The organism is Chondrinema litorale (assembly GCF_026250525.1).
Lineage (GTDB): Bacteria > Bacteroidota > Bacteroidia > Cytophagales > Flammeovirgaceae > Chondrinema > Chondrinema litorale.
The window spans coordinates 705439-728359 of record NZ_CP111043.1; the positions used below are offsets into that span (position 1 = coordinate 705439).

17 protein-coding genes and 3 tRNA genes are annotated in these 22921 nt (G+C 33.3%); 9 read left to right on the forward strand and 11 right to left on the reverse strand.

What is annotated here, in order from left to right:
• Positions 1–19: 19 nt before the first annotated feature.
• From OQ292_RS02900 to OQ292_RS02910, 3 genes are all read right to left on the reverse strand, one after another.
• Positions 20–4882, reverse strand: coding sequence for a cadherin domain-containing protein (locus tag OQ292_RS02900; RefSeq protein WP_284684547.1), 4863 nt, complete (start codon positions 4880–4882; stop codon positions 20–22).
• 538 nt (positions 4883–5420) lie between these two features.
• Complete coding sequence (locus OQ292_RS02905; RefSeq protein WP_284684548.1) at positions 5421–5957, reverse strand: response regulator transcription factor; 537 nt, start codon at positions 5955–5957, stop codon at positions 5421–5423.
• A 155-nt stretch (positions 5958–6112) separates the two neighbouring features.
• Positions 6113–6808 carry a 3-keto-disaccharide hydrolase gene (locus OQ292_RS02910; RefSeq protein ID WP_284684549.1) on the reverse strand — a complete coding sequence of 232 codons (696 nt, stop codon included), beginning with the start codon at positions 6806–6808 and terminating at the stop codon, positions 6113–6115.
• 236 nt (positions 6809–7044) lie between these two features.
• Here OQ292_RS02910 and OQ292_RS02915 point away from each other — a divergent pair, with 236 nt between their 5' ends.
• The 4 genes from OQ292_RS02915 to OQ292_RS02930 all read left to right on the forward strand — a co-directional run bounded on the left by OQ292_RS02915 (position 7045) and on the right by OQ292_RS02930 (position 11521).
• Complete coding sequence (locus tag OQ292_RS02915; RefSeq protein WP_284684550.1) at positions 7045–10098, forward strand: ATP-binding cassette domain-containing protein; 3054 nt, start codon at positions 7045–7047, stop codon at positions 10096–10098.
• Between the two features lie 51 nt (positions 10099–10149).
• Positions 10150–10461, forward strand: coding sequence for a hypothetical protein (locus tag OQ292_RS02920; RefSeq protein ID WP_284684551.1), 312 nt, complete (start codon positions 10150–10152; stop codon positions 10459–10461).
• Positions 10462–10466: 5 nt separating this feature from the next.
• Positions 10467–10826 carry an arsenate reductase family protein gene (locus tag OQ292_RS02925; protein WP_284684552.1) on the forward strand — a complete coding sequence of 120 codons (360 nt, stop codon included), beginning with the start codon at positions 10467–10469 and terminating at the stop codon, positions 10824–10826.
• A 308-nt stretch (positions 10827–11134) separates the two neighbouring features.
• Entirely contained in the window at positions 11135–11521 is a 387-nt protein-coding gene (locus tag OQ292_RS02930; protein ID WP_284684553.1) for a hypothetical protein, read from the forward strand.
• A 36-nt stretch (positions 11522–11557) separates the two neighbouring features.
• Here the strand turns inward: OQ292_RS02930 and OQ292_RS02935 are convergent, their stop codons facing one another.
• Genes OQ292_RS02935 through OQ292_RS02945 form a run of 3 tightly spaced genes read right to left on the reverse strand, consistent with a single transcriptional unit; the run spans position 11558 to position 15067 of the window.
• Positions 11558–12049 (reverse strand): NUDIX hydrolase, encoded by a 492-nt coding sequence (locus tag OQ292_RS02935; protein ID WP_284684554.1) that lies wholly within the window; start codon positions 12047–12049, stop codon positions 11558–11560.
• Between the two features lie 12 nt (positions 12050–12061).
• Positions 12062–13795, reverse strand: coding sequence for a glycoside hydrolase family 3 protein (locus tag OQ292_RS02940; RefSeq protein ID WP_284684555.1), 1734 nt, complete (start codon positions 13793–13795; stop codon positions 12062–12064).
• Between the two features lie 6 nt (positions 13796–13801).
• On the reverse strand, positions 13802–15067 hold the full coding sequence (locus OQ292_RS02945; RefSeq protein WP_284684556.1) for an MFS transporter: 1266 nt from the start codon (positions 15065–15067) through the stop codon (positions 13802–13804).
• Positions 15068–15129: 62 nt separating this feature from the next.
• On the opposite strand from OQ292_RS02945, the gene OQ292_RS02950 reads away from it, so the two are divergent.
• Both OQ292_RS02950 and OQ292_RS02955 read left to right on the forward strand, forming a co-directional pair.
• Complete coding sequence (locus OQ292_RS02950; protein WP_284684557.1) at positions 15130–15339, forward strand: hypothetical protein; 210 nt, start codon at positions 15130–15132, stop codon at positions 15337–15339.
• A gap of 276 nt (positions 15340–15615) precedes the next feature.
• Positions 15616–16659: an acyltransferase family protein gene (locus OQ292_RS02955; protein WP_284684558.1), complete on the forward strand. Its 1044-nt coding sequence runs from the start codon at positions 15616–15618 to the stop codon at positions 16657–16659.
• A gap of 286 nt (positions 16660–16945) precedes the next feature.
• Here the strand turns inward: OQ292_RS02955 and OQ292_RS02960 are convergent.
• The 3 genes from OQ292_RS02960 to OQ292_RS02970 form a co-directional block, all read right to left on the reverse strand.
• Positions 16946–17021: transfer RNA gene (locus OQ292_RS02960), tRNA-Lys, on the reverse strand.
• Positions 17022–17033: 12 nt separating this feature from the next.
• Positions 17034–17117: transfer RNA gene (locus tag OQ292_RS02965), tRNA-Leu, on the reverse strand.
• Positions 17118–17134: 17 nt separating this feature from the next.
• Positions 17135–17207 (reverse strand) — tRNA-Lys (locus OQ292_RS02970).
• 69 nt (positions 17208–17276) lie between these two features.
• Here OQ292_RS02970 and OQ292_RS02975 point away from each other — a divergent pair.
• Positions 17277–18011 (forward strand): SH3 domain-containing protein, encoded by a 735-nt coding sequence (locus tag OQ292_RS02975; protein ID WP_284684559.1) that lies wholly within the window; start codon positions 17277–17279, stop codon positions 18009–18011.
• Between the two features lie 109 nt (positions 18012–18120).
• Positions 18121–18444: a DUF3467 domain-containing protein gene (locus OQ292_RS02980; RefSeq protein ID WP_284684560.1), complete on the forward strand. Its 324-nt coding sequence runs from the start codon at positions 18121–18123 to the stop codon at positions 18442–18444.
• Between the two features lie 319 nt (positions 18445–18763).
• Here the strand turns inward: OQ292_RS02980 and sufB are convergent, their stop codons facing one another.
• Entirely contained in the window at positions 18764–20215 is a 1452-nt protein-coding gene (gene sufB, locus OQ292_RS02985) for a Fe-S cluster assembly protein SufB (protein WP_284684561.1), read from the reverse strand.
• Between the two features lie 299 nt (positions 20216–20514).
• On the opposite strand from sufB, the gene OQ292_RS02990 reads away from it, so the two are divergent.
• Positions 20515–21822 carry an MFS transporter gene (locus OQ292_RS02990; RefSeq protein ID WP_284684562.1) on the forward strand — a complete coding sequence of 436 codons (1308 nt, stop codon included), beginning with the start codon at positions 20515–20517 and terminating at the stop codon, positions 21820–21822.
• 1 nt (position 21823) lies between these two features.
• On the opposite strand, the gene OQ292_RS02995 is transcribed toward OQ292_RS02990, so the two are convergent.
• On the reverse strand, positions 21824–22759 hold the full coding sequence (locus tag OQ292_RS02995; RefSeq protein WP_284684563.1) for a DUF1570 domain-containing protein: 936 nt from the start codon (positions 22757–22759) through the stop codon (positions 21824–21826).
• Positions 22760–22921: the final 162 nt, after the last annotated feature.

The following is a 22921-nucleotide window of genomic DNA, read 5'->3' on the forward strand; positions in this document are numbered from 1 at the left end:
GATTTGAAAAAGCATCAGATTATTTCAGCAGGTTAACTACGCCTATGTTTCTGCTGTCTAACTCTATTGCAGCACCATTTTCGAAAGTGCCTTCTATTTGCCAGGTATAAGTACCAACTGGAGCTTTGTTTCCGTTTATTGAACCATCCCAACCAACATTAGTCGCTTCGTACACATCGTCTGTGCTGTAAACCATCTCTCCAAGACTGTTAAATACTCTGAAAGTCAATGCTGAAAGGCTTTCTCCTCTCACTCTGAAATAATCGTTATTGCCATCACCATTTGGTGTAAAAGTGTTTGGAATAAATACACTGCCATTCGGTGCTTCTACACTTATTTCGAAAGTTTGAACATAAGTATCTACACCACCATTGGCTGTACCTCCATTATCTGTTAGGGTAACAGTAATGGTTACTGTTCCACTTTCTAACTGACTAGATGCTTGATAAGTCAGAGTAGCTGTTGTGCTTCCATCTACAAAGGAAACTTCTGGATCGGCGAGGATATCAACATCTGAAGAAGTTACTGTTAAAGTAAGCGACTGCGATAACTCATGTCCTACTCCCGGAATTATATCTGTAATCGTGATCGTTTGTGGATAATCACTCACTCTGATAGACTGATCGTTGATTTCTGCAAAAGAAGGTGCATCGTTCACATCTAAGATCGCAATTGTGAAATCTTTGCTAAAGGTTAAACCTCCTTTGTCTGTAACTAATACGGTTATGCTATAGCTATCTTTGGTTTCGAAATCGAAACTCTCTGCAGTTTGTAACTCATCACCCACTATTGTAAAGGCAGCTTCGTCAGCTCCACTTACAAATGAATAAGTATGGGTTTCTGGTGAATCTTCGTCTGTTGCCGAGAAAGTGCCAATTACAGTTCCTACTGCATGATTTTCATAAACAGTATTAGCTGAAAGAGCAATATCAGTTGGCGCTTCATTTACATCTTCAATCTCAATTGTAAATGTTTTGTCGAATGACAATCCGCCAGCATCTGTAGTTCGAATAATTACTATATAGCTGGCTTGTAATTCAAAATCAAAAGTAGTAGCTGTGATTAATGCATCACCTACAATTTCGAAATTGGTTTCATCACTTCCACTCACAAAAGAATAAGTGTGCGTATCACCTTTGTCTTCGTCTGTTGTGGTGAATGTTCCAATCGTTACACCTTCATTTTCATTCTCTGCCACTGTATTTGCAGATAAAGTTATATCTGTTGCTACTTCGTTGATGTCTTCAATTTCTATTGTAAAAGTTTTATCAAAAGAAAGTCCACCAGCATCGGTAGTTCTGATTGTTACTGAGTAACTATCTTTTTCTTCATAATTGAATGAAGTAGTAGTTGTTAAAACATCATCAACAATTTCGAAATTAGCTTCATCTCCACCACTTACAAATGAATAAGTATGGGTATCGTCAGCATCTTCGTCGGTAGTTGTAAATGTTCCTATAACAGAACCGCTTGCTTTATTTTCTAAATCTGAAGTTTCAGATAAAGCAATATCTGTAGCAGTTTCGTTGATGTCGTTTACCGTAATTTCGAAAACTTCATCATAAGTAAGACCACCTACATCAGTTGTTCTAATGGTTACTAAATAAGTGTCTTTAGTTTCGAAATCTAAAGCACCCAAAGTTTCTAACTTATCTCCATCTATAGCAAAACTTGCTTCGTCTCCGCCACTTACAAAAGTGTAAGTAAATGTATCACCTGCATCTACATCTGTACTTGTAAATGTTCCAATCTCAGTTCCAGCTGCAGTATTTTCACTAATGGCATTTGCTGATAAAGTGATGTCTGTAGGCGTTTCGTTGATGTCGTTTACTGTAATTTCGAATACTTCATCGTAAGTAAGTCCACCTGCATCAATTGTTCTAATGGTTACTGAACAGGTTTCTTTAGTTTCGAAATCTAAGGCGCCTAAAGTTTCTAACTTATCTCCATCTATGGCAAAACTTGCTTCGTCTCCGCCACTTACAAAAGTGTAAGTAAATGTATCACCAGCATCTTCGTCAGTACTTGTGAATGTTCCAATCTCAATTCCAGCAGCAGTGTTTTCATCAATGGTATTTGCTGATAAAGTAATGTCTGTAGGAGTATCGTTGATATCGTTAACTGATATACTTAAAACCGCCTCATAACTTCCAGAGAATGCATCTGTTACTTTTACTCTAATGCTATAAGCGTTTGCAGTTTCATAATTGAATACACTAGCAGTTTTAAGGTCGTCAGCATCAATTGTAAAATTGCTATTATTTGTAGCTCCGGTACCAGACACTAATTGATAAGTTAATGTCAATATATCATCGCTACCGGTTGCAGTAAGTTCTCCTATTATATCACCAAGAGTATTATTTTCGTCAATATCTGCGGCACTAATTGCTATATCTGCATCAGTATTATAAGATAAAGTTCTGGTATGCTCAATATTTAAAGTTGGATCATCACTGTAACCACCAAATTCTAAAACATAACCATTAGTTGCTGAATAGTCATTCCATTGGCCACCTAAACTAGCATACATATGGATGTAATGTTCACCTCCAACAGCATTGTTTGGTTCTCCAACTAACCAGTTTATATAAGCACTAGAAACAGCTACTGGAGAAGTATTACCTGTTGAAACTGCTGTACCAGCTTCTGGTCCCATTACCCAGTAGAAATTACCTTCAGAGTCGTTTTGAGTAGCATATACTGTACTACCTAAAGCTGTATTTACTTCTTGGTATTCATCTGCTCCACCTAGCCAACCATCTCCAAGAAGCTTATCTGTAATGAAATCATTTTCTTCACTAGACGTAATGGTTGCCAAATAGCCAGTCATCCCATATAAAGATTGAGCTTCTGCATCTGCTTTTGCTGATAGCCAATCGTAACTACCACTTACATATTTGTAGAAGTGACTTTTGCCATCAACACTTAATGAGATCATATCAGAAATTACAAAACTGATTTCTCTATCATCTGTATTAGAAGAAGTTGTTAAGAAACCAACATTTCTAAATATCTCTTGCCATTCTGCTGAAGTAGCTGTTCCAGTAAATGACAGTGAACCAGTTGAAGAATTATAACTACTAGAAATGCCTGATGGCAATGTTGCCATATTTACCAACTTATCACCAGACTGAAAACCAGATTTGATGTAAACCCTTGCATTAGTAATATCAGCATCACCAGTAACTTCTACTAGACTATCTACTGAAGAAGTAAGCTGATAAAAGGCTGATTTAGAAGTTAATGTTCCACTTATTTCATTTGGAGGAGAAACAGACACGGTAATTTTAGCTCTCTCAGATTCACAACCATCTAAAGTTTGTGTTACCCAGTACTCTTGATCTCCTACTGTTGCTGTTGATGGAGTTGGAGCTGTTCCGCTTGATGCACCACCAGTCTCAGCAGTATACCATAGTAAATCGGTTCCTGTTACGTAGTTAGATAAACTTTCTGAAATTTCTCCCATGTAATACTGTACATCACTTACAGTAGGCGTAGCAGTAGAATTAACTGTTAGTGTGGCTGAACTTGTGTTTTCTGAAACTCCACATGCTGCTGATGTTACTGTACATCTATATAAATAACCATCAATAGAAACTGGTGCATCTGTGATGCTTAAGATTCGAGTTGTTTCATCTGAATAGGTTGCATCAACAGTAATATCTACAAAGCCACTTCCATCATCAACTTGCCATTGATAGGTTAAACCAGTTCCTTCTTCCGCTATGCTTATGATTGTACTACTACCAGCACAAATGGTTGAGCCAGTCGGACTTAACTCTGGTAATATAGATTGATCTTGAAAATCTGGTATACCATCTCCATCACAATCATCTGTGCCACCTTCATCAGAATCATTTGTACCATCGTTATCTGAATCTGTATCTTTATAATCCGGTGTACCATCACCATCAGTATCCACACTTTCTCCAGAAATTTCATCACCATTAGAAATTCCATCATTATCGTAATCTTCATCAGGGTCTAACGGGGTTACCTCCAATACCGAAGAATAGACATAAAATGACTCGCCTGATACTTCTTGTTTATAATAAGAGCGAACATAATAAGGTAAGTATTCGGTATTTGCATCTGCATTAATAGTATAATTATATGCCTCATTTACTAAATCAGTTGCAGAACCAGACCAAATTGACACTTCTGTTACATCATCTGCACCTGCTGTTGGGTTAGTATCAACATAAGAGTATACAATACCATATTCTGTAACACAAGTTTGAGTAATAGTACTGCTAATTCCTAAAGTGCTACCACTAATACTTTGAGAAGGGTCTATCGAAGTAAAATTAGATGGGTTGTATTCTAAATCGAAAGGGTTTGAATAACCATAAGGTGATTCTACTTGAGATGAAGTAGAAGTAGAAGCTTTATAAGAGCCTGGAGACAAGGGTTGAATTGGGCAGACTAAAGCCTCATACCATGTAGAAGAATTAGGCCCTGCAATTAGATTTTCTAACTCATAAGATTTACCAAAATTTTTATTGGTATTTAACCAAGCTATTACCTCATTTCGAATATCTGTATCGTTCATATAATCTATAGGACTCATATTTTTGTCCGTTAGATCAATCCAGTCTGTAAATCTGGTAAATTCACCATCACTAGTTGAAAAACCTGAGGCACTTGTATAAGCATATTGCACCCCATTTACATCAAAAAAACCATTTTGATCATAATCAATATATAAACCTGAACTACCACTACTAGAAACAGAAGAAGAGCTACCTCCACTATGATAATGAAAAACAATTGCGTACCAATGCCCACAACCATCATTTGCTACCCATACACCGCCAGAATGCGCCTGTGCAAGTGCTGAGGTAAAGAGAAAAAATAAAACTATTAGGTACTTTTTTAACATATAATTATTGGTTATTGTAATTTGAATTTTTATGATTTTTAAAAAAATTACATACAAGGTCAGCCACCTGAAAAAATCCAGATGTGATAAATGAGGCAAAGCAATTCCATTATCTGTTAATACAAATTATTGAAATACCTCTTAAAATTTTGGTAAATTATATTAGCGATTGGATGTAAAAAGTGTTTTTTTAACTCTAATTATCCGTATAAAAACCGTGTTTTATTATTTGCAACATCATTATACATCGGCATTTTAATTCGGTATTTTAGTTTAAAAAGATAATAATGGTTAGTTAAAAAATTTGGTATTACTAGGCTTATGAGAAATAGTCAATATAGTTCGGAAACGGCCTGAAGATTTGAATTATTTTATTTGACCATTAAATATTTCGCGAAAGAATGCAAATAAAGTATAAAATAACATAAATCACCATTAGTAATCCCATATATTGGGCACTAAGTGAGTTAAACAAATAAAACCTTTAGATTCAGTATCTAAAGGTTTTATTTGTTTTTAGGCTAATTTGGAAGCTTTTCTATTTTGTCCCTTCGTTTCTATCTAGATCTGGTCTAAAACGATTTCCACTAATTAGTGCTTTATTTCTTCTAAGATAATAGTCCATTCTATTATTTAATGTTCTTATTTTATCTTCTAGTTCATCTAGCTTTTGTTTGCCAAAATCAAACTTGATTGTGTTCTGAAATTTAAACCAAATATTCGATACGACTTCTCCTAAAAACTCTATATTATCTTTCAAAATATAAGCATCTCCTTTAGTTATTAAGGTTTCTTCTGCAACTTCGAGGCTTATTGTACCAGTTATAAATATAAAGGGAATATCAGGATAATATGTTTTGCACAATTTTAAAGCTTCTAAACCATCGAAACCAGGCACATCATAATCCGACAAAATAACATCTGGTTTTATCTTATTAATTGTATCCTTAAAGTCTTTTTCGTTGGTACACACAAATATCTCTGCCCAAATATTTGAAGCACGCAATTGCCTTTCAATAAGAATCTTATCTTCATCAAGATCTTCTAGAAGTAAAATTTTTTCGATCTCCTGCATATTTTGAGAGTCTTAGATAAAAAAACGAAGCATTAAAAAATTTAAACTACTCTATAATAATATGTCAAAATTTTATGATTATCAAAAAAAACCATTTATAAAATCGATATTTAAAATATGTACAAATAAGATATAAGTAAAATACAAAATAAGCTCTAATTACTTAGCTTATCTATAGGTGTTAATGCTATTTTACTAAACTCTACTTCGGCACCTTCTGCTTGAACTGCGATTTGCCCGCTACTAGTTGTACAATCGAAACCATAGTTTATTAAATCTCCATTTAACCAAACTTTTATTTCATTACCCAAACATTCTATTGTCATATTATTCCATTCTCCTAAAGGCTTTTCAGAACCATCTGTCAAATTCAAAATTCTTCTTTTTTTACCTTCTACTATTCCCCACTCCTCTTTTGGCCCTCGTCGACTTTCCATATCTGGTACTTTAATATCTTCTACAATGCACCAAAAATCTCCTGCATTCTCATACATCATTTGTACTTCTATAGACTTGGGAAACATCTCGTATAAAGCTCTGGGAGTAGATGCATGCACCAGTACACCGCAATTCCCTGGCTCACTAACAAATCTATAAGCAACCTCTAATCTGTAATTGCTAAACTCTTTATCTGTAATAAGATGCCCGTTTGGCACACCCATACTTACCAAATTACCAGCTCTAACCACAAATGAATTCTGCGCTTTGTTACTATCATCCATTTCAGGTACATCTACATGCCACCCTTTTAAATTCTTTCCATTAAATAATTGAATTGTTTGAGCTTGCGATAAATAAGTACAAGTTCCAAGTAGAAGAAATATTAAGATATTATTTAAAATCAGTTTCATAAATTTACTAGCAATTAATAAATACCTTACCAATATACCCAAGTATTAGGATTATAAAAAGACTTTTGTTTTTGAAAAAAACAGATAAAATGGGTATGTAGCCCAGAAATACTGTAATTTTGATTTCTTGGAATTCAGCACAATATTCATTTATTTTTCAGGATATTTTCAAAAAGACACCAAAGCCTGCTTTTTTGCCCAGCATTGTAATGTGGGGTAATTTCTATTAAAAGTTTATGAACGAAAGGGTACTAGAAGTAATCATCAAGCTACTGGCAATTATTGCAAATATCGACGACAGTGCCGGAGACAAACGAGGAATTATAGAAAAATTCCTAAACTCACATGTTAGCTCATTTGAAGTACGTAAAAGTCTCTTTTTGTTTGATGAGTACAAAGCATTTGCACATGATGCCGGTTTAAAAGAAGCTTATGATGTTGCCAGTGGCCTCAACAAAGAGGTTTCTATGAAGCAGAAAATTATTATTCTGGTTCATTTAATAGAATTAGTACTGGCAGATCAAGAAATTACAGATACCGAAGAAGGATTTATACTTACAGTTTGCAAAGCACTTAATATCAATACCAGTCTATATAATGATATTATGGTGTTTCAGCGCATAAATGATGCAACTGAAATGAAATCAGACAACATCCTATTGGTTAATAACCGAGAAGATGCTTCTGTTTATAATGTAAAACACCTTCAACACCATGAGTTGGATAGTACACTGGCTATTCTAAGAATCCCGAATTTAGAGATGTACTTCTTAAGACTGATGCTGCCTACCAACGATTTGTTTATGAATGGTGATCAGCTAAACTGGGAGTATGTGTATCCATTACCAGTCGGTACATCAATAAGAGGCCAACACATCGAACCGATTTATTATAGTGAGATTGTTAGTAACTTTTTAAGAGAAGATGCGCAAGAAAAAATAGCCTTCGAAGCAAAAGACATTCGCTATTATTTTCCTAATGGCGGTAAAGGCTTACATAATATCAACATTGCCGAAGAGTCTGGAAAGCTAGTCGCACTAATGGGTGCAAGTGGTTCGGGTAAATCTACATTGCTCAATGTGTTAAATGGAAACCTCGCCCCTCAAACTGGTAGTGTTACTATTAATGGAATTGATATTTATCGATACAAAGAAGAGATAAAAGGTGTATTGGGCTACATCCCTCAAGATGATTTACTTATAGAAGAACTCACAGTTTACGAAAATCTCTTTTATGCAGCTAGATTGTGTTTTGGCAAAGAATCGGACGAAGCACTCGACAAAAGAGTAAATGATACACTTAGAAGTTTAGGCTTGTATGAAGCCCGCGATTTGAGGGTGGGAAATGCATTAGACAAAACTATAAGTGGTGGCCAAAGAAAAAGATTAAATATTGGGCTTGAACTACTCAGGCAACCAGCAATCTTATTTATAGATGAGCCAACGTCTGGTTTATCGTCGAGAGATTCTGAAAATATTATTGACTTACTAAGAGAATTAACTCTTAAGGGCAAGTTGATCTTTGTGGTAATCCACCAACCATCTTCAGATATTTTCAAGATGTTTGATAAACTGGTATTACTCGATGTGGGTGGTTACGAAATTTATTATGGCAACCCACTTGAGTCTCTAGTTTATTTTAGAACTCTGGTAAATCATATTGATCGTGAAGAAGAAAGCGCATGCCCAGAGTGTGGCAATGTGAATGTAGAGGAAATTTTTAAGATTATTGAAAACCGGGTAGTTGATGAATATGGCAATGATACAGATCACAGAAAGATTACTCCACAAAGTTGGTACGAGAAATTTCTTAAAAATATAAGAATACCAAAACTGGAAAAGGTATTATCTATGCCTCCACAAAATCTGGATATTCCACCCAGATGGAAACAGATTCTTACCTTTATTTCAAGAGATATGCTGGCAAAACTACATAACCGCCAGTATATGTTTATAAACCTGTTAGAAGCTCCGCTACTAGCTTTTATTCTGGCTTTTATTGTAAGGTTTTACCACATAGATGAGTTAACAGGAGCTGGAGGATACTCCTTTAGTGAAAATAAAAACATACCGGCTTATATTTTTATGAGTGCTATTGTAGCGCTCTTTATGGGTATGACGATTAGTGCCGAAGAAATTATAAAAGACGCTAAAATCTTAAAACGGGAAAAGTTTTTGGAACTAAGTCGGGCTAGTTATCTCATTTCCAAAGTAATTATCTTGTTCTTCTTTTCTGCCATACAAACACTTACCTATGTACTTGTTGGTAACTGGATTCTCGAAATAGAAGGAATGACATTAATTTACTGGTCTGTTTTATTTGCTTGTTCTTGTTTTGCTAACTTGCTTGGCTTAAACATCTCAGCAACATTTAATTCTGTAATTACCATTTACATTTTAATACCACTTTTACTTATACCTCAATTAGTACTTGGTGGTATTGTGGTAAAGTTCGACGAAATAAACCCAGTATTAGCAAACAGGAAAGGTTATGTTCCACTAATTGCCGAGTTTATAACCACTCGCTGGGCGTTTGAAGCCCTAATGGTAAGCCAGTTTAAAGACAACAATTTTGAAAAAGACTTTTATAAATACGACAAGATAAAAGCCGAAGCAGATTATAAAAGGATTTATTATTTGCCAGCACTATTTACCAATCTGCAAAGTGCCAATAGGCTAAAAGACAGTTACGGTGAAAGCAAACAAATCGAAAAAGAATTGCTTCTGCTAAGAAACGAAATTGAAAAAGAACAGATAAATACTCCTGAAATTGAATTTGAATCACTAGACAAGTTGGTTACTGGCAGATTTAATTCGAATGTTAACAGTGAAACAGAAGATTACCTAGAAAGGCTAAAATCTTTTTACAACGATTTATATAAGCAAGCAAGTAAAGCTAAAGATAAAATTATTGCAGAAAGGGTAGCAACAGAAGAAGGAGAAATTGCCTATAAAGAAAGTATTAAAATGTTCCACAACGAGAGTGTGACACAGGTTGTAACTAATGTACAATCTGAAACCAGAATAATAGAATACAATGGACATTTAATACAGAAAATTTATCCTATCTATCATAACCCTCCACCTGGAAACTACGAAATTGCCTTTAACGCCCATTTTTATGCACCTCATAAATATTTTATGGGAGACCTCATATCAAGCTTGTATTTTAACCTATTCGTAATCTGGTCGATGACGTTCATATTATATGCAGCTTTGTATTTCGAAATTTTCAAAAAACTAATACAGGGATTTGGTATCTCTTCACTATACAAGCCACGTATCAGATGAGAAAGATTATTTGAATTATAGTTAATTTATCTGTTGTAAATTTTTTAAATTATGGAATATATTATAACTATAGTAGCTATTATTATGGTATTTGGCATTCCAATTACTGCCATCATTTCTAGTAAAATGATTGAATACAAAAAGCTACAGTTACAAGGAAGTAATGGAATAAGCGACGAAGAGAAGAAACTTTTTAAACAAATGATTGCAGAAAATGCTCATTTAAAAAGTAGAATAGAAAACCTCGAACTAATTGCAAGCGATCCTGATGTTTTAAAATTAAATAGTATGAAGGAAAGTGAAATGGAAAAGCAAATTTTAGAACTTCAGCATGAGATAAAAAAACTAAAAGATAAAAATTAATAAAAATGACAAACAAAAAAGTATACTATTTATCAACCTGTAATACTTGCAAAAAAATAATGGCAGAAGTGGGTGTTGATGATAGTTTTGAAACACAAGATATTAAAACTGAAAAAATAACCGAAACACAATTAGACGAAATGGTAAAACTGGCTGGAAGTTACGAAGCTTTGTTTAGCCGTAAATCAAGAAAATATACAGCGCTCAATTTAAAAGAAAAAACACTGAGCGAATCAGACTATAAGAAATATATTTTGGAAGAATACACTTTTTTAAAAAGACCTGTATTTATCATCAACAGTGAAATATTTATTGGAAATGCCAAAAAAAATGTAGAAGCTATTAAAACAGTACTAAATCAATAAATATTAAAAAAATTCTAATTAATCTTTCTTCAAGCCTTTCAAATTCACTGAAAGGCTTTTTTATTTCTATTTGATTTATTATTAAATTAGGGAAGAAGATCTTTTGCAGAGACTTAGCCAACTCCAATTCCTTAACATTTGGCTATTTTTTTAATACGACTTTTTATAAACAGCTAGCTTAAACAAAAACTTGTTAGGTAAGAAATCATATACCTACAATAATTGTTATACTAACAGTTAAACAATTTCGGCTTGTGGAATTGTATAAACTAGGAGCAATAAACACATATTAAATTTTTACTATAAATATGGAAACTCAACAGAGATATTCATTTGAAATCGATCAGAAAAAACTCGACAAAGCACTTTTCGACATAGCAGACGGAGAACACAATACAGATACAATTAATTATACAAAATCTTTCATCAGACAATTAATTAAAAACAACCAGTTTTCGAAAGCTTATGAAATACTACATCAACTAGTAGAAGTTAGACAAGCAAATACAACCACAATCTTGTGGATAGGCAGCTATTTAAAAGATATTTTCTTTGATGAAGACGCAATTAAAGTATCTCAGCGATTTGATAAGACTGCCTTAGAAGAAATGTTGTTTTACTACTTAAAAGCTTGTAAACTCTTTGATCCAGGTTATCAAAAAATAAAGGAAACTGTAAAAGAACTAGAAAATTAGCCTATGCTATTACTATACTAATATTGACTAGATCACTTACATTAAAAACTTGTTTTCTAAGGCTTCATACAAACTAATCATTTTCAAATCTTGATTGTATTCTGCAAACAGGTTGAATTTGGTATGCCTAAGAATTGCATGATAAATAAACAGATCGGTTTCTGGTGTCTCAATTGTATCCAATTTATTTTGCTCTATCCATCTCAATTCCCCTTCATTACAGATTGGAGGCTTACAATATTCAATCTCGGATAAATACACAAAACTTGTCCAGTTGTATTTTGTGGGAGAAGTTTCGATAAGCATTCCACAATAAGCAACTTCATTTACCACTATACCTGTTTCTTCTCTAATCTCTCTAACTGCTGCAGTTTCTGGGGCTTCAAAAGGATCGAGCTTACCTCCTACTGGTGTGTATAAACCTTTATTTGGCTCATTTTTTCTTTTGAGTAACAATAACTGATCATCACACTTTAACAGGCAAATTACAGCAGTTCTTTTCAAACCCTCAGTTAGCAGATGTTTCATAGAATTACTTATTTAAAGCGTAACTGGCAATTTACCTTGAGCCTTAATTTCTCCCAAAAGTACCTTGCTCGCAGATTTTTGCATCTCAGCACTATCTTGATAACATAAAAGCACATTTTTAGCCGATTTTAGCTTCTCAAGCTTGTTAAGTGCATAAATATTTCCAAAAACAACAAAGAAGCTGTTTGCATCTTCAGAATACAAATTAACCATTTCTTCAATTTGAGGAGTTATACCAAAACCAGAACTTGTTTTCATTCCTGTAAGGTGAAGTGCTATAACCTTTATATCTGTAGCAGATAATTGTTCTTTCGCTGAGTTCAAATCAGACTCATTACTTAAATGATTTAATCTGATATTAGAAACAGAACCCTTTGCTCCCATTTGTTTTTGGAAAAGTGTTAACTCATCACTTTTATCCTCTTTTTCTTTCCCACTGAAGTGATGCGCTAAATTGGTATCAAATGCTTTTACCAATTTAATTTCTGCATCAGGATCTCCACTAATGCTCAATACAGCAACATTCTTTTCTGAGCTTAATGGAAGATCGATAGATTCATTTTTGTAAAAGGTAATTGACTTATCGCTCAATTGCTGGTTTAGTACAATCGCTTCTTCATTATGAAGCTGAGCATCAATTTTAGATTTATCAATTGCTTTAATATTATCTAAACCTAACCACTGTTTCGCTTTTAACAGCTTAAGACATCTTTCATCTATTTCTTTTTCTGTTATTAAACCATTTTCAACAGCTTCTAAAATTCCTGCTTTTGCTTTCTTTACATCCACTGTAAATAGCAACACATCATTTCCAGCCAATAAAGCCTTGGTTTCGATCTCTCCGGGTTTAAAATGCGCAGAAATTCCTTTCATATCTAGCGCATCAGTAAAAATAAGCCCATTGAAACCCAAACTTTGCTTGAGTTGCCCAGTAACTATTGAATGTGATAATGTTGATGGAAGGCCTTCTTGCTTTTCTAATGCAGGTACATTTAAGTGGGCAATCATCATAGCTGCGGTACCTTTCTTTTGCAATTCTTGGAAAGGATAAAACTCATTTTCTTGTAAGTGTTCTAAAGAATGAGAAATTAAAGGCAATGTAAAATGAGAATCACTATCAGTATCACCGTGACCAGGAAAATGCTTGCCACAAGCTAAAACTCCCTCATCTTGCATACCTTTCATATAAGCATATGCATTAGCAGCCACTTTGTATTTAGATTCACCAAAAGATCTAAAACCAATTACCGGGTTTTTAGGATTATTGTTAATATCGATAGTTGGTGCAAAGTTCATATGAATACCAATGGTTCTGCAATGCTTTCCAATCTCCCTACCCATTTCGTAAATCAACTCCTCATGTGTATCATCCATTGCACCTAAAGCAATTTGGTATGGAAATGCAATGGTATCATTCAATCGCATAGCCAATCCCCATTCTCCATCAATTGAAACAAACAAAGGTATATCAGCTGCATCTTGGAGTTTATTAGTCATTTCAGACTGCTTTTGCGGATCTCCCTGAAAATATATTACTCCGCCTATTTTCTCATCTTTTGTTAGTTGCAATAAGTAGTCAAGATGTTGTTGATCTCTATTAGAATATGCCGCAACATGTAGCAATTGCGCTATTTTCTCTTCTAAACTTAGAGATGCCAATTGCTCATTTGCCCAAGTAAAATCTGGCAAATTAAAAAAAGGAGGCTGTTGCACTCCTGCTTTATTAAAAGGAATATATGAACTCATGTTTTTTTAATCAGTTTTTTTACCAAACTCAGAATCAAGAGGAATAAAATAAGCAGCAATAAACCCAGGAATTGCGCAAACTACTACCCAAATAAAAAAGTTTTGGTAACCTATTAATTCTTGCAGGGCTCCACTAAACAAACCTGGTAATTGCATGCCTAAAGCCATAAAACCTGTACAAAGTGCGAAGTGAGCTGTTTTGTAAGGTCCATCAGCAATATATATCATATACATCATATAAGCAGTAAACCCGAATCCATAACCAAATTGTTCTATAGCTACTACAGAACTAATTACATAAAATGAATCTGGTTTTACAAAAGACAAAAAGATGTAGACAGCATTTGGTAAGTTAATTGAAGCGACCATCCACCATAACCAGTATTTTAATCCATTATTCGAAACAACAATACCACCTAATATTCCTCCTAAAATCAATGCAATAACTCCAACAGTACCATACACTGCTCCAACTTCAGAAGTGCTTAAACCTAAACCTCCTTTTTCAATAGGATCTAATAAAAATGGTGATGCCATTTTTACTAATTGTGCTTCTCCAAGCCTATAGAGCAATAGAAATAAAAGCATTTTAATTACACCCTTCTTCTCAAAAAATGTAACGAATGTATTTTTCAGCTCCTTAAGAATTTTATCAACAGAATTATTATTATTTACCTCTTTTTCTGGAACCGGTAGGAAAAATTGATGATAAATACCAAAAGCAAACATTAGAGCTGCTGCAACCCAAAAAGTTATCGCCCAACCTTGCACTACCCCCACTTCCTTTTCTAGATATCCAGCTAGCATAATGAGTAACCCTTGCCCAGTAATCATTGCAAGTCTGTAAAAGAGACTTCTAAAGCCTACAAAAAATGATTGTTGATGCTTTTTTAGACCAAGCATATAAAATCCATCAGCTGCAATATCATGTGTCGCAGAGCTAAAAGCCATCAGCCCAAAAAATAGCAACGTATATTTTAAAAAGTTTTCAAGAGGCATAGTCAATGCAACTCCAGCTAATGTAACAGCAATTATAAGTTGCATAATTACAATCCAAAACCTTTTTGTTTTAATGAGGTCAACAAATGGACTCCAAAGTGGTTTAATTATCCATGGAAATCCTAATAAACTAGTATATAGACCTATATCAGTATTACTTACCCCCATTTTTTTATACAGAATCACAGTAACTGTGATTACAACCATATAAGGAATTCCTTCTGCATAGTATAAAGTAGAAACCCAGGCCCAGGGATTGGTATTTTTATTCACGTAAAGTCATTTTAATTGCTAAAAACACCGGAAAGTTATAAAATTTCTGAGTAGTTGTATGAATGCTAAACTCAAAAAACACAAATGAGTATCGTAGAGAGTTTGCCACAAGAATGATGAATGTTTACCCAACCAATGCTACCCCTAATAGCAATTATACACAAATCATCCAAAACCTTTTAGGTTTATTACATCCACTTATAGGATACTCAAAGGTTTTATTCACCAAGGTAATCAGTAAACGTTTGCAAAAAAGTATATCAGTATTTTGAACTCTAATCTATTATGCATATGAACAGAAACTATTAATACGAGTATAAATGGAATACCTTCTATAAAGATAGAATTGATACCCAAGGTTATCCACTTAAAGTCATTTATTACAAAATCTATTGAAGGTCATAAAAAACATTGATATACCCAAAAAATATACATAAAAGTAAAATCAACAATTTTGAGTAGTTTGGATTGGTTTTTGCCAATTTTGAAGATTAATATTGGTTTTTTAAAAAAAAATCTAAAAAAAATCCATCTCTTTTTTTTATTTCATGCAAGCAATTCAAAAAAAACCAGCTAAAAAGTTTTTAACTTACATCCACTATTTCAGAGGGTTAGCTATCTCTTTCATTATTGCAATTCATGTTTTCGCTTCATTAGAATGGGAGAACGAATTAACTACAGGGGAACTTTTCTTTAAAGTTCTATTCGATGATGCGACATTAATATTCGTATTTATTTCTGGTTTTTTATTTCAGCACCTATCTAAAAAATTCACCTTCAAAAAATATTTGAATAAAAAATTTAGATATGTGCTTAAACCTTATTTATTAATTTCCATTCCGGTTATTATAATAAGAATTTACTTTGAGAAACCTCCAACTTTCATAGTTGAACAAATTCCAAGCTTTGAAAATTGGTCTGTATTTGCTCAAATCCCTTATTATATTGCTACTGGTAGCCATTTACGACCATTTTGGTTTATACCAATGCTTGTATTATTTTATGCTATAGCACCATTACTTGTAGCTTTAGATCGCAATAAAAAAATCTATTACATTTTACCTTTCCTCGTTATAAATTCATTCATTTTTACTAGAGGTAATCTAAATGAGATTGTAACTAATTTCATCCATTTTCTTCCTATATATTTATTAGGCATGTTTTGTAGTAGGTACAAAGAGGAAGTATTTTATTATTTAAAAAAATATATCTGGTTACTATTAACTGTAGGTATTATAAGCTTTATCGTTACACTTATAGAAGACAATAGCAGAACTCTTTTTATACAAAAACTTTCTCTTACTTTTATAGTATTATTTTTCTTAAAAGAATATTCAGAGAAATTTCATCCATTTATAATAAAAATATTGGATACTTTAGCTTTATATAGCTTTGGGTTATATTTTGTACATGATTATTTTGATCTTGCCTATAAATTCATATTAGAGCACTTTACAGGAGACTATTCTATTGATGGCTCTATAATTATCTTTTTAGGCATGTTTACGGCAATAATTATCTTGTCCCTAAGCACTTTATCAATCTTCAAAAATATTCTAGGAGAAAAGAGTAGAGAGTATATTGGATGCTAATATTTAAGATCCTAAAAAATCACAAATAAGTCAAATAGTAAATTATTTACTATTTGACTTATTTTTTGTCTAAAGGAAATTTATTACTAAAATTTTAATGCTAAATTATTTTGACTTTAAGTATTAGTAAACTGCTACCAATCTTAAAAAAGTTTATCAAAAGAATATTTACTTGGAATTGTAATATAATTTAAATCACTTAATTTTAATCCACATTTTAGAACTAAAACTTTAAGAAAATCGAAGATAAAGGAATAAAAAAAGAGCTCCAGATAACTGAAGCTCTTGGTGATCCCGCTGGGGCTCGAACCCAGGACCCTCTCCTTAAAAGGGAGATGCTCTACCAGCTGAGCTACGGAATCGCAAATATTTTGTGCCCACGAGAAGATTCGAACTTCCACGGGCATAAGCCCACCACCCCCTCAAGATGGCGTGTCTACCAATTTCACCACGTGGGCATCCTTGAGGCAATATGTGATCCCGCTGGGGCTCGAACCCAGGACCCTCTCCTTAAAAGGGAGATGCTCTACCAGCTGAGCTACGGAATCAAAATTAATTTGTAATATCGTCTGCCTTTTCGATATTTGCGGTTGCAAAACTAACATTAATTAAATTCAATGCAAAGATTTCAAATTAAAATTTTCATTTTTCTTTCAATTTTATTTTTCTCATTCACAAAAATGGGCTTTGGAGCGCCTCCAGGGGGACTTTTAGCCGCAGGAGATAGTTTGTTTAAATCTGGGAAATACACAGAATCCTTTGAGGAATATAAAAACTTGATTGAAATTTACGATCAATACACTCCACAAATGCTCTTAAAAATGGCCTTTATCAAAGAAGGTTTAGGAGATTATACCCAAACCCTTTACTATCTAAATTTATATTTTTTAGAAAATGCTGATAGATCTGTAATTGATAAAATTGCAGGCCTTGCCTCAAAACATGAATTAGATGGGTATAAAATGGATGACAATGAGTACTTCTCTGCTCTTTTCCGGATGTACTATATCTATATTTTTTTATTTTTCATAACCGTCTCAGTAATCTTCCTCTTTGTTATTATTGGAAAAAGGGCTAAAAGAAAAGAAGCTTTAGTACCAGCCATAATCCTCTCCGCATTTGTTGCCATATTCTTTTTTCTTGGAAACTTTTTTATGACTACCTCCAAAGGCATTATCGCTGATAATAATACACTTTTCATGAATGCCCCTTCAGCTGGTTCATCATTGATTGAGAAGCTTGAAAAAGGCCATAGAATTGAAATACTTGGGAAAGATGATATCTGGTATAAGATAAGTTGGAACAACAAAGAGGGTTATATCAGAGACAGTAATTTACTCTTAGTAGAATAATCTTTATTGATCGAAAAAGTTAGAGTAATTGGAAATAGTGAAATTATATTAATTTTTTTTGTTAGCCGATTACTTTAAATTAACTTAGAATTTTAAACCATAAATTATCATGAGTAAAGAAGAAAAAAAGGACAACCCTAATCAAATAAACATTGAACTTTCAGAGGAAGTAGCAGAAGGTATTTACTCTAATCTGGTAATGATAGCTCATTCTAACAGCGAGTTTGTTCTTGATTTTATTAGACTGATGCCTGGTGTGCCAAAAGCTAAAGTTAAATCAAGAATAGTAGTTACTCCTGAGCATGCTAAAAGACTTTTAGAAGCACTAAAAGATAATATTGAAAAATACGAAAGTGCTTTCGGAACAATTAAATCAAATTCGGAAGCCCCTAAATTTCCGATGAATTTTGGTGGAACTGTAGGCGAAGCTTAAGCAAATTCTAATTCCGAAATAAAGACATTTAACACACTTCTCTCAAGTGTGTTTTTTTTATTTCCCAACACTCGCGAAACAATCGAGGTGAACACCCTCAATGTACCACTCAAAAAAGCTTATTATAAACGTATAATATAAGACAAAATCCTTTTATGCATACAATCACATAACTTAAATAAAAAAATGGCTTATTTATCCGTTTCTCAAAAAGCAACTCCGTTAAATATTTAAAGTCTTTCCTTATAAAATTTAAGATAAAAAAAATCCCTTGTCAAGGGATATCGACAAGGGATTTTTATAAGTATTGATTTAAGTATTAACCTACACTTCCTTCAAGGCTAATTGCAAGTAGTTTTTGTGCTTCTACTGCAAACTCCATTGGAAGTTGATTAAGTACTTCTTTAGCATATCCATTTACGATTAGCGCTACTGCTTTTTCAGAATCAATTCCTCTTTGGTTACAATAGAAAATTTGATCTTCACCAATTTTCGATGTAGTAGCTTCATGCTCAACCTTAGCTGTTTTGTTTTCAACTTCGATATAAGGGAAAGTATGCGCCCCACACTGATCTCCCATTAAAAGAGAGTCACACTGAGAAAAGTTTCTAGCATTTTCTGCACGCTTCATAATCTTTACCAAACCTCTGTAGCTGTTTTGGCTTTTACCAGCAGAAACACCTTTAGAAACAATACGGCTTTTTGTATTTTTTCCAATATGAATCATTTTGGTTCCAGTATCAGCTTGTTGGTAATTATTTGTAACTGCTACTGAATAAAATTCACCAACAGAATTATCACCTTTTAAAATACAGCTTGGGTATTTCCAAGTTATTGAAGAGCCTGTTTCAACTTGAGTCCAAGAAATCTTAGAGTTATCACCAAAACACAATCCTCTTTTTGTAACGAAGTTGTAAATTCCTCCTTTACCATTCTCATCACCTGGGTACCAGTTTTGAACTGTAGAGTATTTTACTTCAGCATCTTTTGCTGCATATATTTCTACTACCGCTGCGTGCAATTGGTTTTCGTCTCTCATTGGAGCAGTACAACCTTCCAAATAACTTACATAAGAACCTTCTTCTGCAACAATTAAAGTTCTTTCAAACTGTCCTGTATTTGCTGCATTAATTCTAAAATATGTAGAAAGCTCCATCGGACATCTCACTCCCTTAGGAATGTAACAGAAAGATCCGTCGCTAAAGACTGCTGCGTTAAGAGCTGAAAAGTAATTATCACTTGCAGGTACAACTGACCCAATATATTTTTTAACTAGCTCAGGGTGCTCTTTAACTGCTTCTGAGAATGAACAAAAGATAATGCCAAGCTCATTTAAGGTTTCTTTGAATGTAGTTGCTACAGAAACACTATCTATTACAGCATCAACCGCAATACCAGTTAACCTTTTTTGCTCATTAAGAGAAATACCAAGTTTTTCGAATGTAGCAAGAAGTTCAGGGTCAACTTCTTCTAGGGACTTAGGTCTCACTTTTTGTTTTGGAGCAGAATAATATACAATATCCTGATAATTTATCTCAGGAAACTTTACATTAGCCCACTTAGGAGACTTCATGCCTTGCCATAATTTAAATGCCTTTAATCTCCACTCCAACATCCACTCAGGCTCCTCTTTCTTAGCAGAGATCATTTTGATAACTGTCTCATCCAACCCTTTAGGCACTTCATCGGTCTCAAAGTCTACTGACCAGCCATGCTCGTACTCCTTTGATGTAAATTCTTCTAATATCGCGTTATCTTTGTCTGCACTCATTGAACTCCCTTATTTTATTTAGATTGATACTAAATTACAAAAGTATAACAAAATTTACAGGATTGTGTTCCTGTGTTCATTTTATTTTATCTTTTCACGTGATTTTAACTTAATATTTATAAACTGAAAATCACTATATTAGATAATTGATCTAATACTTAAAAGTTAAGATAACGAGTTAAAAGCAAAAGCCAAAATAACTTTTTTAATAATCATATAAACTTAATTTATCTCCCAATCGCTAGTTAATTAGCATTTTTCAATCTACTTCAAATAAAATTTTTAACATTAACCAGAATATGTCATTCAAAAAAAATCAAAAAAAAGTAATAAACGGATGGTGTTTATACGATTGGGCCAATTCTGTTTATACACTTACCATTTCTTCTACAATTTTCCCTGTTTATTATAATCAAATGACTAGAAGCGCCTTTAATGGCGATCTTGTCACTTTTTTTGGATTTCAAATAGAAAACACTGTTCTATATTCTTACTCTTTATCATTCTCATTTCTTGTAATTGTGCTTATTGCGCCTATACTTTCTGGTATTGCAGATTATGGTGGAATGAAGAAAACCATGATGAAAATCTTCACATTTATTGGTGCATTTTCATGTATCGCCTTATTCTTTTTTGATGGAAAAAATATTGAGTGGGGTATTATTTTTTGTATGTTAGCTAGTTTGGGCTGGGCCGGTTCACTTGTATTTTATAATGCATTTTTACCTGAAATTGCCACAGAAGACAAATTTGATACAATTAGCGCCAAAGGTTTTGCAATGGGTTATATCGGTAGTGTACTTCAGTTAGTTGCAAGCTTGGTTATTTTAATGAAACCAGAATGGTTCGGAATTGAATCAGACACCTTCCCCGCAAAATTTTCTTTCCTTACTGTGGGTATTTGGTGGATCGTATTTTCTCAAATTTCTTTTTACTTTCTCCCAAATAATATACACGAAAGAAAGATTAATAAAGAACATATCTTTAATAAAGGATTTAATGAGCTAAAAAAGGTTTATTATCAAGTACAAAAAAACGATTCGATAAAACGCTATTTAATAGCCTTTTTCTTTTACAATAGTGGAGTACAAACTGTAATGCTTTTAGCTGCTACTTTTGGCGAGAAAGCTTTATCTCTTAAAGCAGATAATCTTATTCTAACTATATTAATTATTCAATTGGTAGCTATTCCGGGAGCGTATTTGTTTGCAAAATTATCTGAGTGGAAAGGAAATCGATTTTCTCTAATCGTTATGGTAGTTATTTGGATTTTCGCCTGTCTAGATGCATATATTCTCCAAACACATAATGAATTTTATATTCTTGCTTTTTTTGTTGGCTTGGTAATGGGCGGGATTCAATCGCTTTCAAGATCAACTTATTCGAAATTAATTCCAGAAGATACCATCGATACAGCGTCTTATTTTAGTTTTTACGATGTAACTGAAAAAACCTCAATTGTAATAGGCACATTTAGCTATGGAGCTATAGAACAGTTAACTGGAAATATGAGAAATAGCGCACTTTTTCTTGTTCTTTTCTTTACTATTGGATTATATTTCTTGTACACATTCAAAATGAAGCAGCAAAGAAGTTTAGCAGTTTAATTTACTTCTGCCCTCTTGATTGCAAAACATTAGCCTCTTCATTCGGGGAGTTGAACAGGTTACCACCCTTTTCGACTTCCTGAGCTATTAAGTTTGAGTTTTGCAGTAACCAAAATTTCCAGTCGTGCTCTATTGCATTTACACCACCGGGGTATAACAATTCCACTGCATTATATGCATTTTTAGTATCATATTGATTTGCTACCATATAATTCAGCATTTTACCCACAATTTCAGCACCTTCGGGTTTAGAAAAAATAAAATATATCAAAGACCAACCTATAGTTCTTGATTGATACACATTTTCTTTTCCATCATTTTCTTTCCACTCTTTATTACTAAACTCCAAATAATCTGATAAAGAAAGCATTTCATTTTTTATCAACCACTCTCTGCATCTTTCAAGCTTTGTCACATTGGGCTGTACTTTAATACTTTCTAATTCAATTTCCAGATTCTCAAAATATTCAGAAAGGCCTTCATTAATCCAGAGAGGTCTTTTTTTAAAGGCTTGATGTTTATCACCAACCAAATTACCTACTAATAAATGACTTACTTCGTGACAAATATCTTTTAATAGAACTTCAGCATTTTTCCGCTTCCAAACTACTGCTTCATCAAACTTTGATGAGTAAAAGGCACCGTCTGTTGTACTTCTTGAAAAACCGAGCTGATAAATTTTGTAGGAATAATAATCGCCAAAAATTCTTAACTTAATTTTTAGGTCTTTGCTAAACTGTAAGCCTAATCTATTTTTATAATAATGATGCAAAAAGGTGATAGCATTTTTAATTTTCAATGCTTCTGCTTCATTAGGCTTGTATCCCTCATAGGCTATTTTAATATTAGGTGTTGAGTCAATACTGGAAGCAAGTCCAATTTGAATACAGCAAATTAGCCAAATACAAAAAATTAATATTGATCTGGATGTCAGCAAAATTAGATTGATTTAAAGGACTTTAATTTAAGCAAAATTGTGAATACCACAAAACACAAGTAATATTTACCTCATTCATAATGCTTAAAACAGCTTTTGAATTGTAAAAAAACACATTCATCTTACTAATAGTGTCCATGTAATAGAATGATGTTTTTTAGC

What these genes read in the sequence shown, in the direction of transcription:
- OQ292_RS02935 (WP_284684554.1), bottom strand. Translation starts at nt 12,049, where the DNA reads ATGAAACATCTGCTAACTGAGGGTTTGAAAAGAACTGCTGTAATTTGC.
- OQ292_RS02900 (WP_284684547.1), bottom strand. Translation starts at nt 4,882, where the DNA reads ATGTTAAAAAAGTACCTAATAGTTTTATTTTTTCTCTTTACCTCAGCA.
- OQ292_RS02925 (WP_284684552.1), top strand. Translation starts at nt 10,467, where the DNA reads ATGACAAACAAAAAAGTATACTATTTATCAACCTGTAATACTTGCAAA.
- OQ292_RS02980 (WP_284684560.1), top strand. Translation starts at nt 18,121, where the DNA reads ATGAGTAAAGAAGAAAAAAAGGACAACCCTAATCAAATAAACATTGAA.
- OQ292_RS02975 (WP_284684559.1), top strand. Translation starts at nt 17,277, where the DNA reads ATGCAAAGATTTCAAATTAAAATTTTCATTTTTCTTTCAATTTTATTT.
- OQ292_RS02955 (WP_284684558.1), top strand. Translation starts at nt 15,616, where the DNA reads ATGCAAGCAATTCAAAAAAAACCAGCTAAAAAGTTTTTAACTTACATC.
- OQ292_RS02905 (WP_284684548.1), bottom strand. Translation starts at nt 5,957, where the DNA reads ATGCAGGAGATCGAAAAAATTTTACTTCTAGAAGATCTTGATGAAGAT.
- OQ292_RS02940 (WP_284684555.1), bottom strand. Translation starts at nt 13,795, where the DNA reads ATGAGTTCATATATTCCTTTTAATAAAGCAGGAGTGCAACAGCCTCCT.
- OQ292_RS02990 (WP_284684562.1), top strand. Translation starts at nt 20,515, where the DNA reads ATGTCATTCAAAAAAAATCAAAAAAAAGTAATAAACGGATGGTGTTTA.
- OQ292_RS02915 (WP_284684550.1), top strand. Translation starts at nt 7,045, where the DNA reads ATGAACGAAAGGGTACTAGAAGTAATCATCAAGCTACTGGCAATTATT.
- OQ292_RS02920 (WP_284684551.1), top strand. Translation starts at nt 10,150, where the DNA reads ATGGAATATATTATAACTATAGTAGCTATTATTATGGTATTTGGCATT.
- OQ292_RS02950 (WP_284684557.1), top strand. Translation starts at nt 15,130, where the DNA reads ATGCTAAACTCAAAAAACACAAATGAGTATCGTAGAGAGTTTGCCACA.
- OQ292_RS02930 (WP_284684553.1), top strand. Translation starts at nt 11,135, where the DNA reads ATGGAAACTCAACAGAGATATTCATTTGAAATCGATCAGAAAAAACTC.
- sufB (WP_284684561.1), bottom strand. Translation starts at nt 20,215, where the DNA reads ATGAGTGCAGACAAAGATAACGCGATATTAGAAGAATTTACATCAAAG.
- OQ292_RS02910 (WP_284684549.1), bottom strand. Translation starts at nt 6,808, where the DNA reads ATGAAACTGATTTTAAATAATATCTTAATATTTCTTCTACTTGGAACT.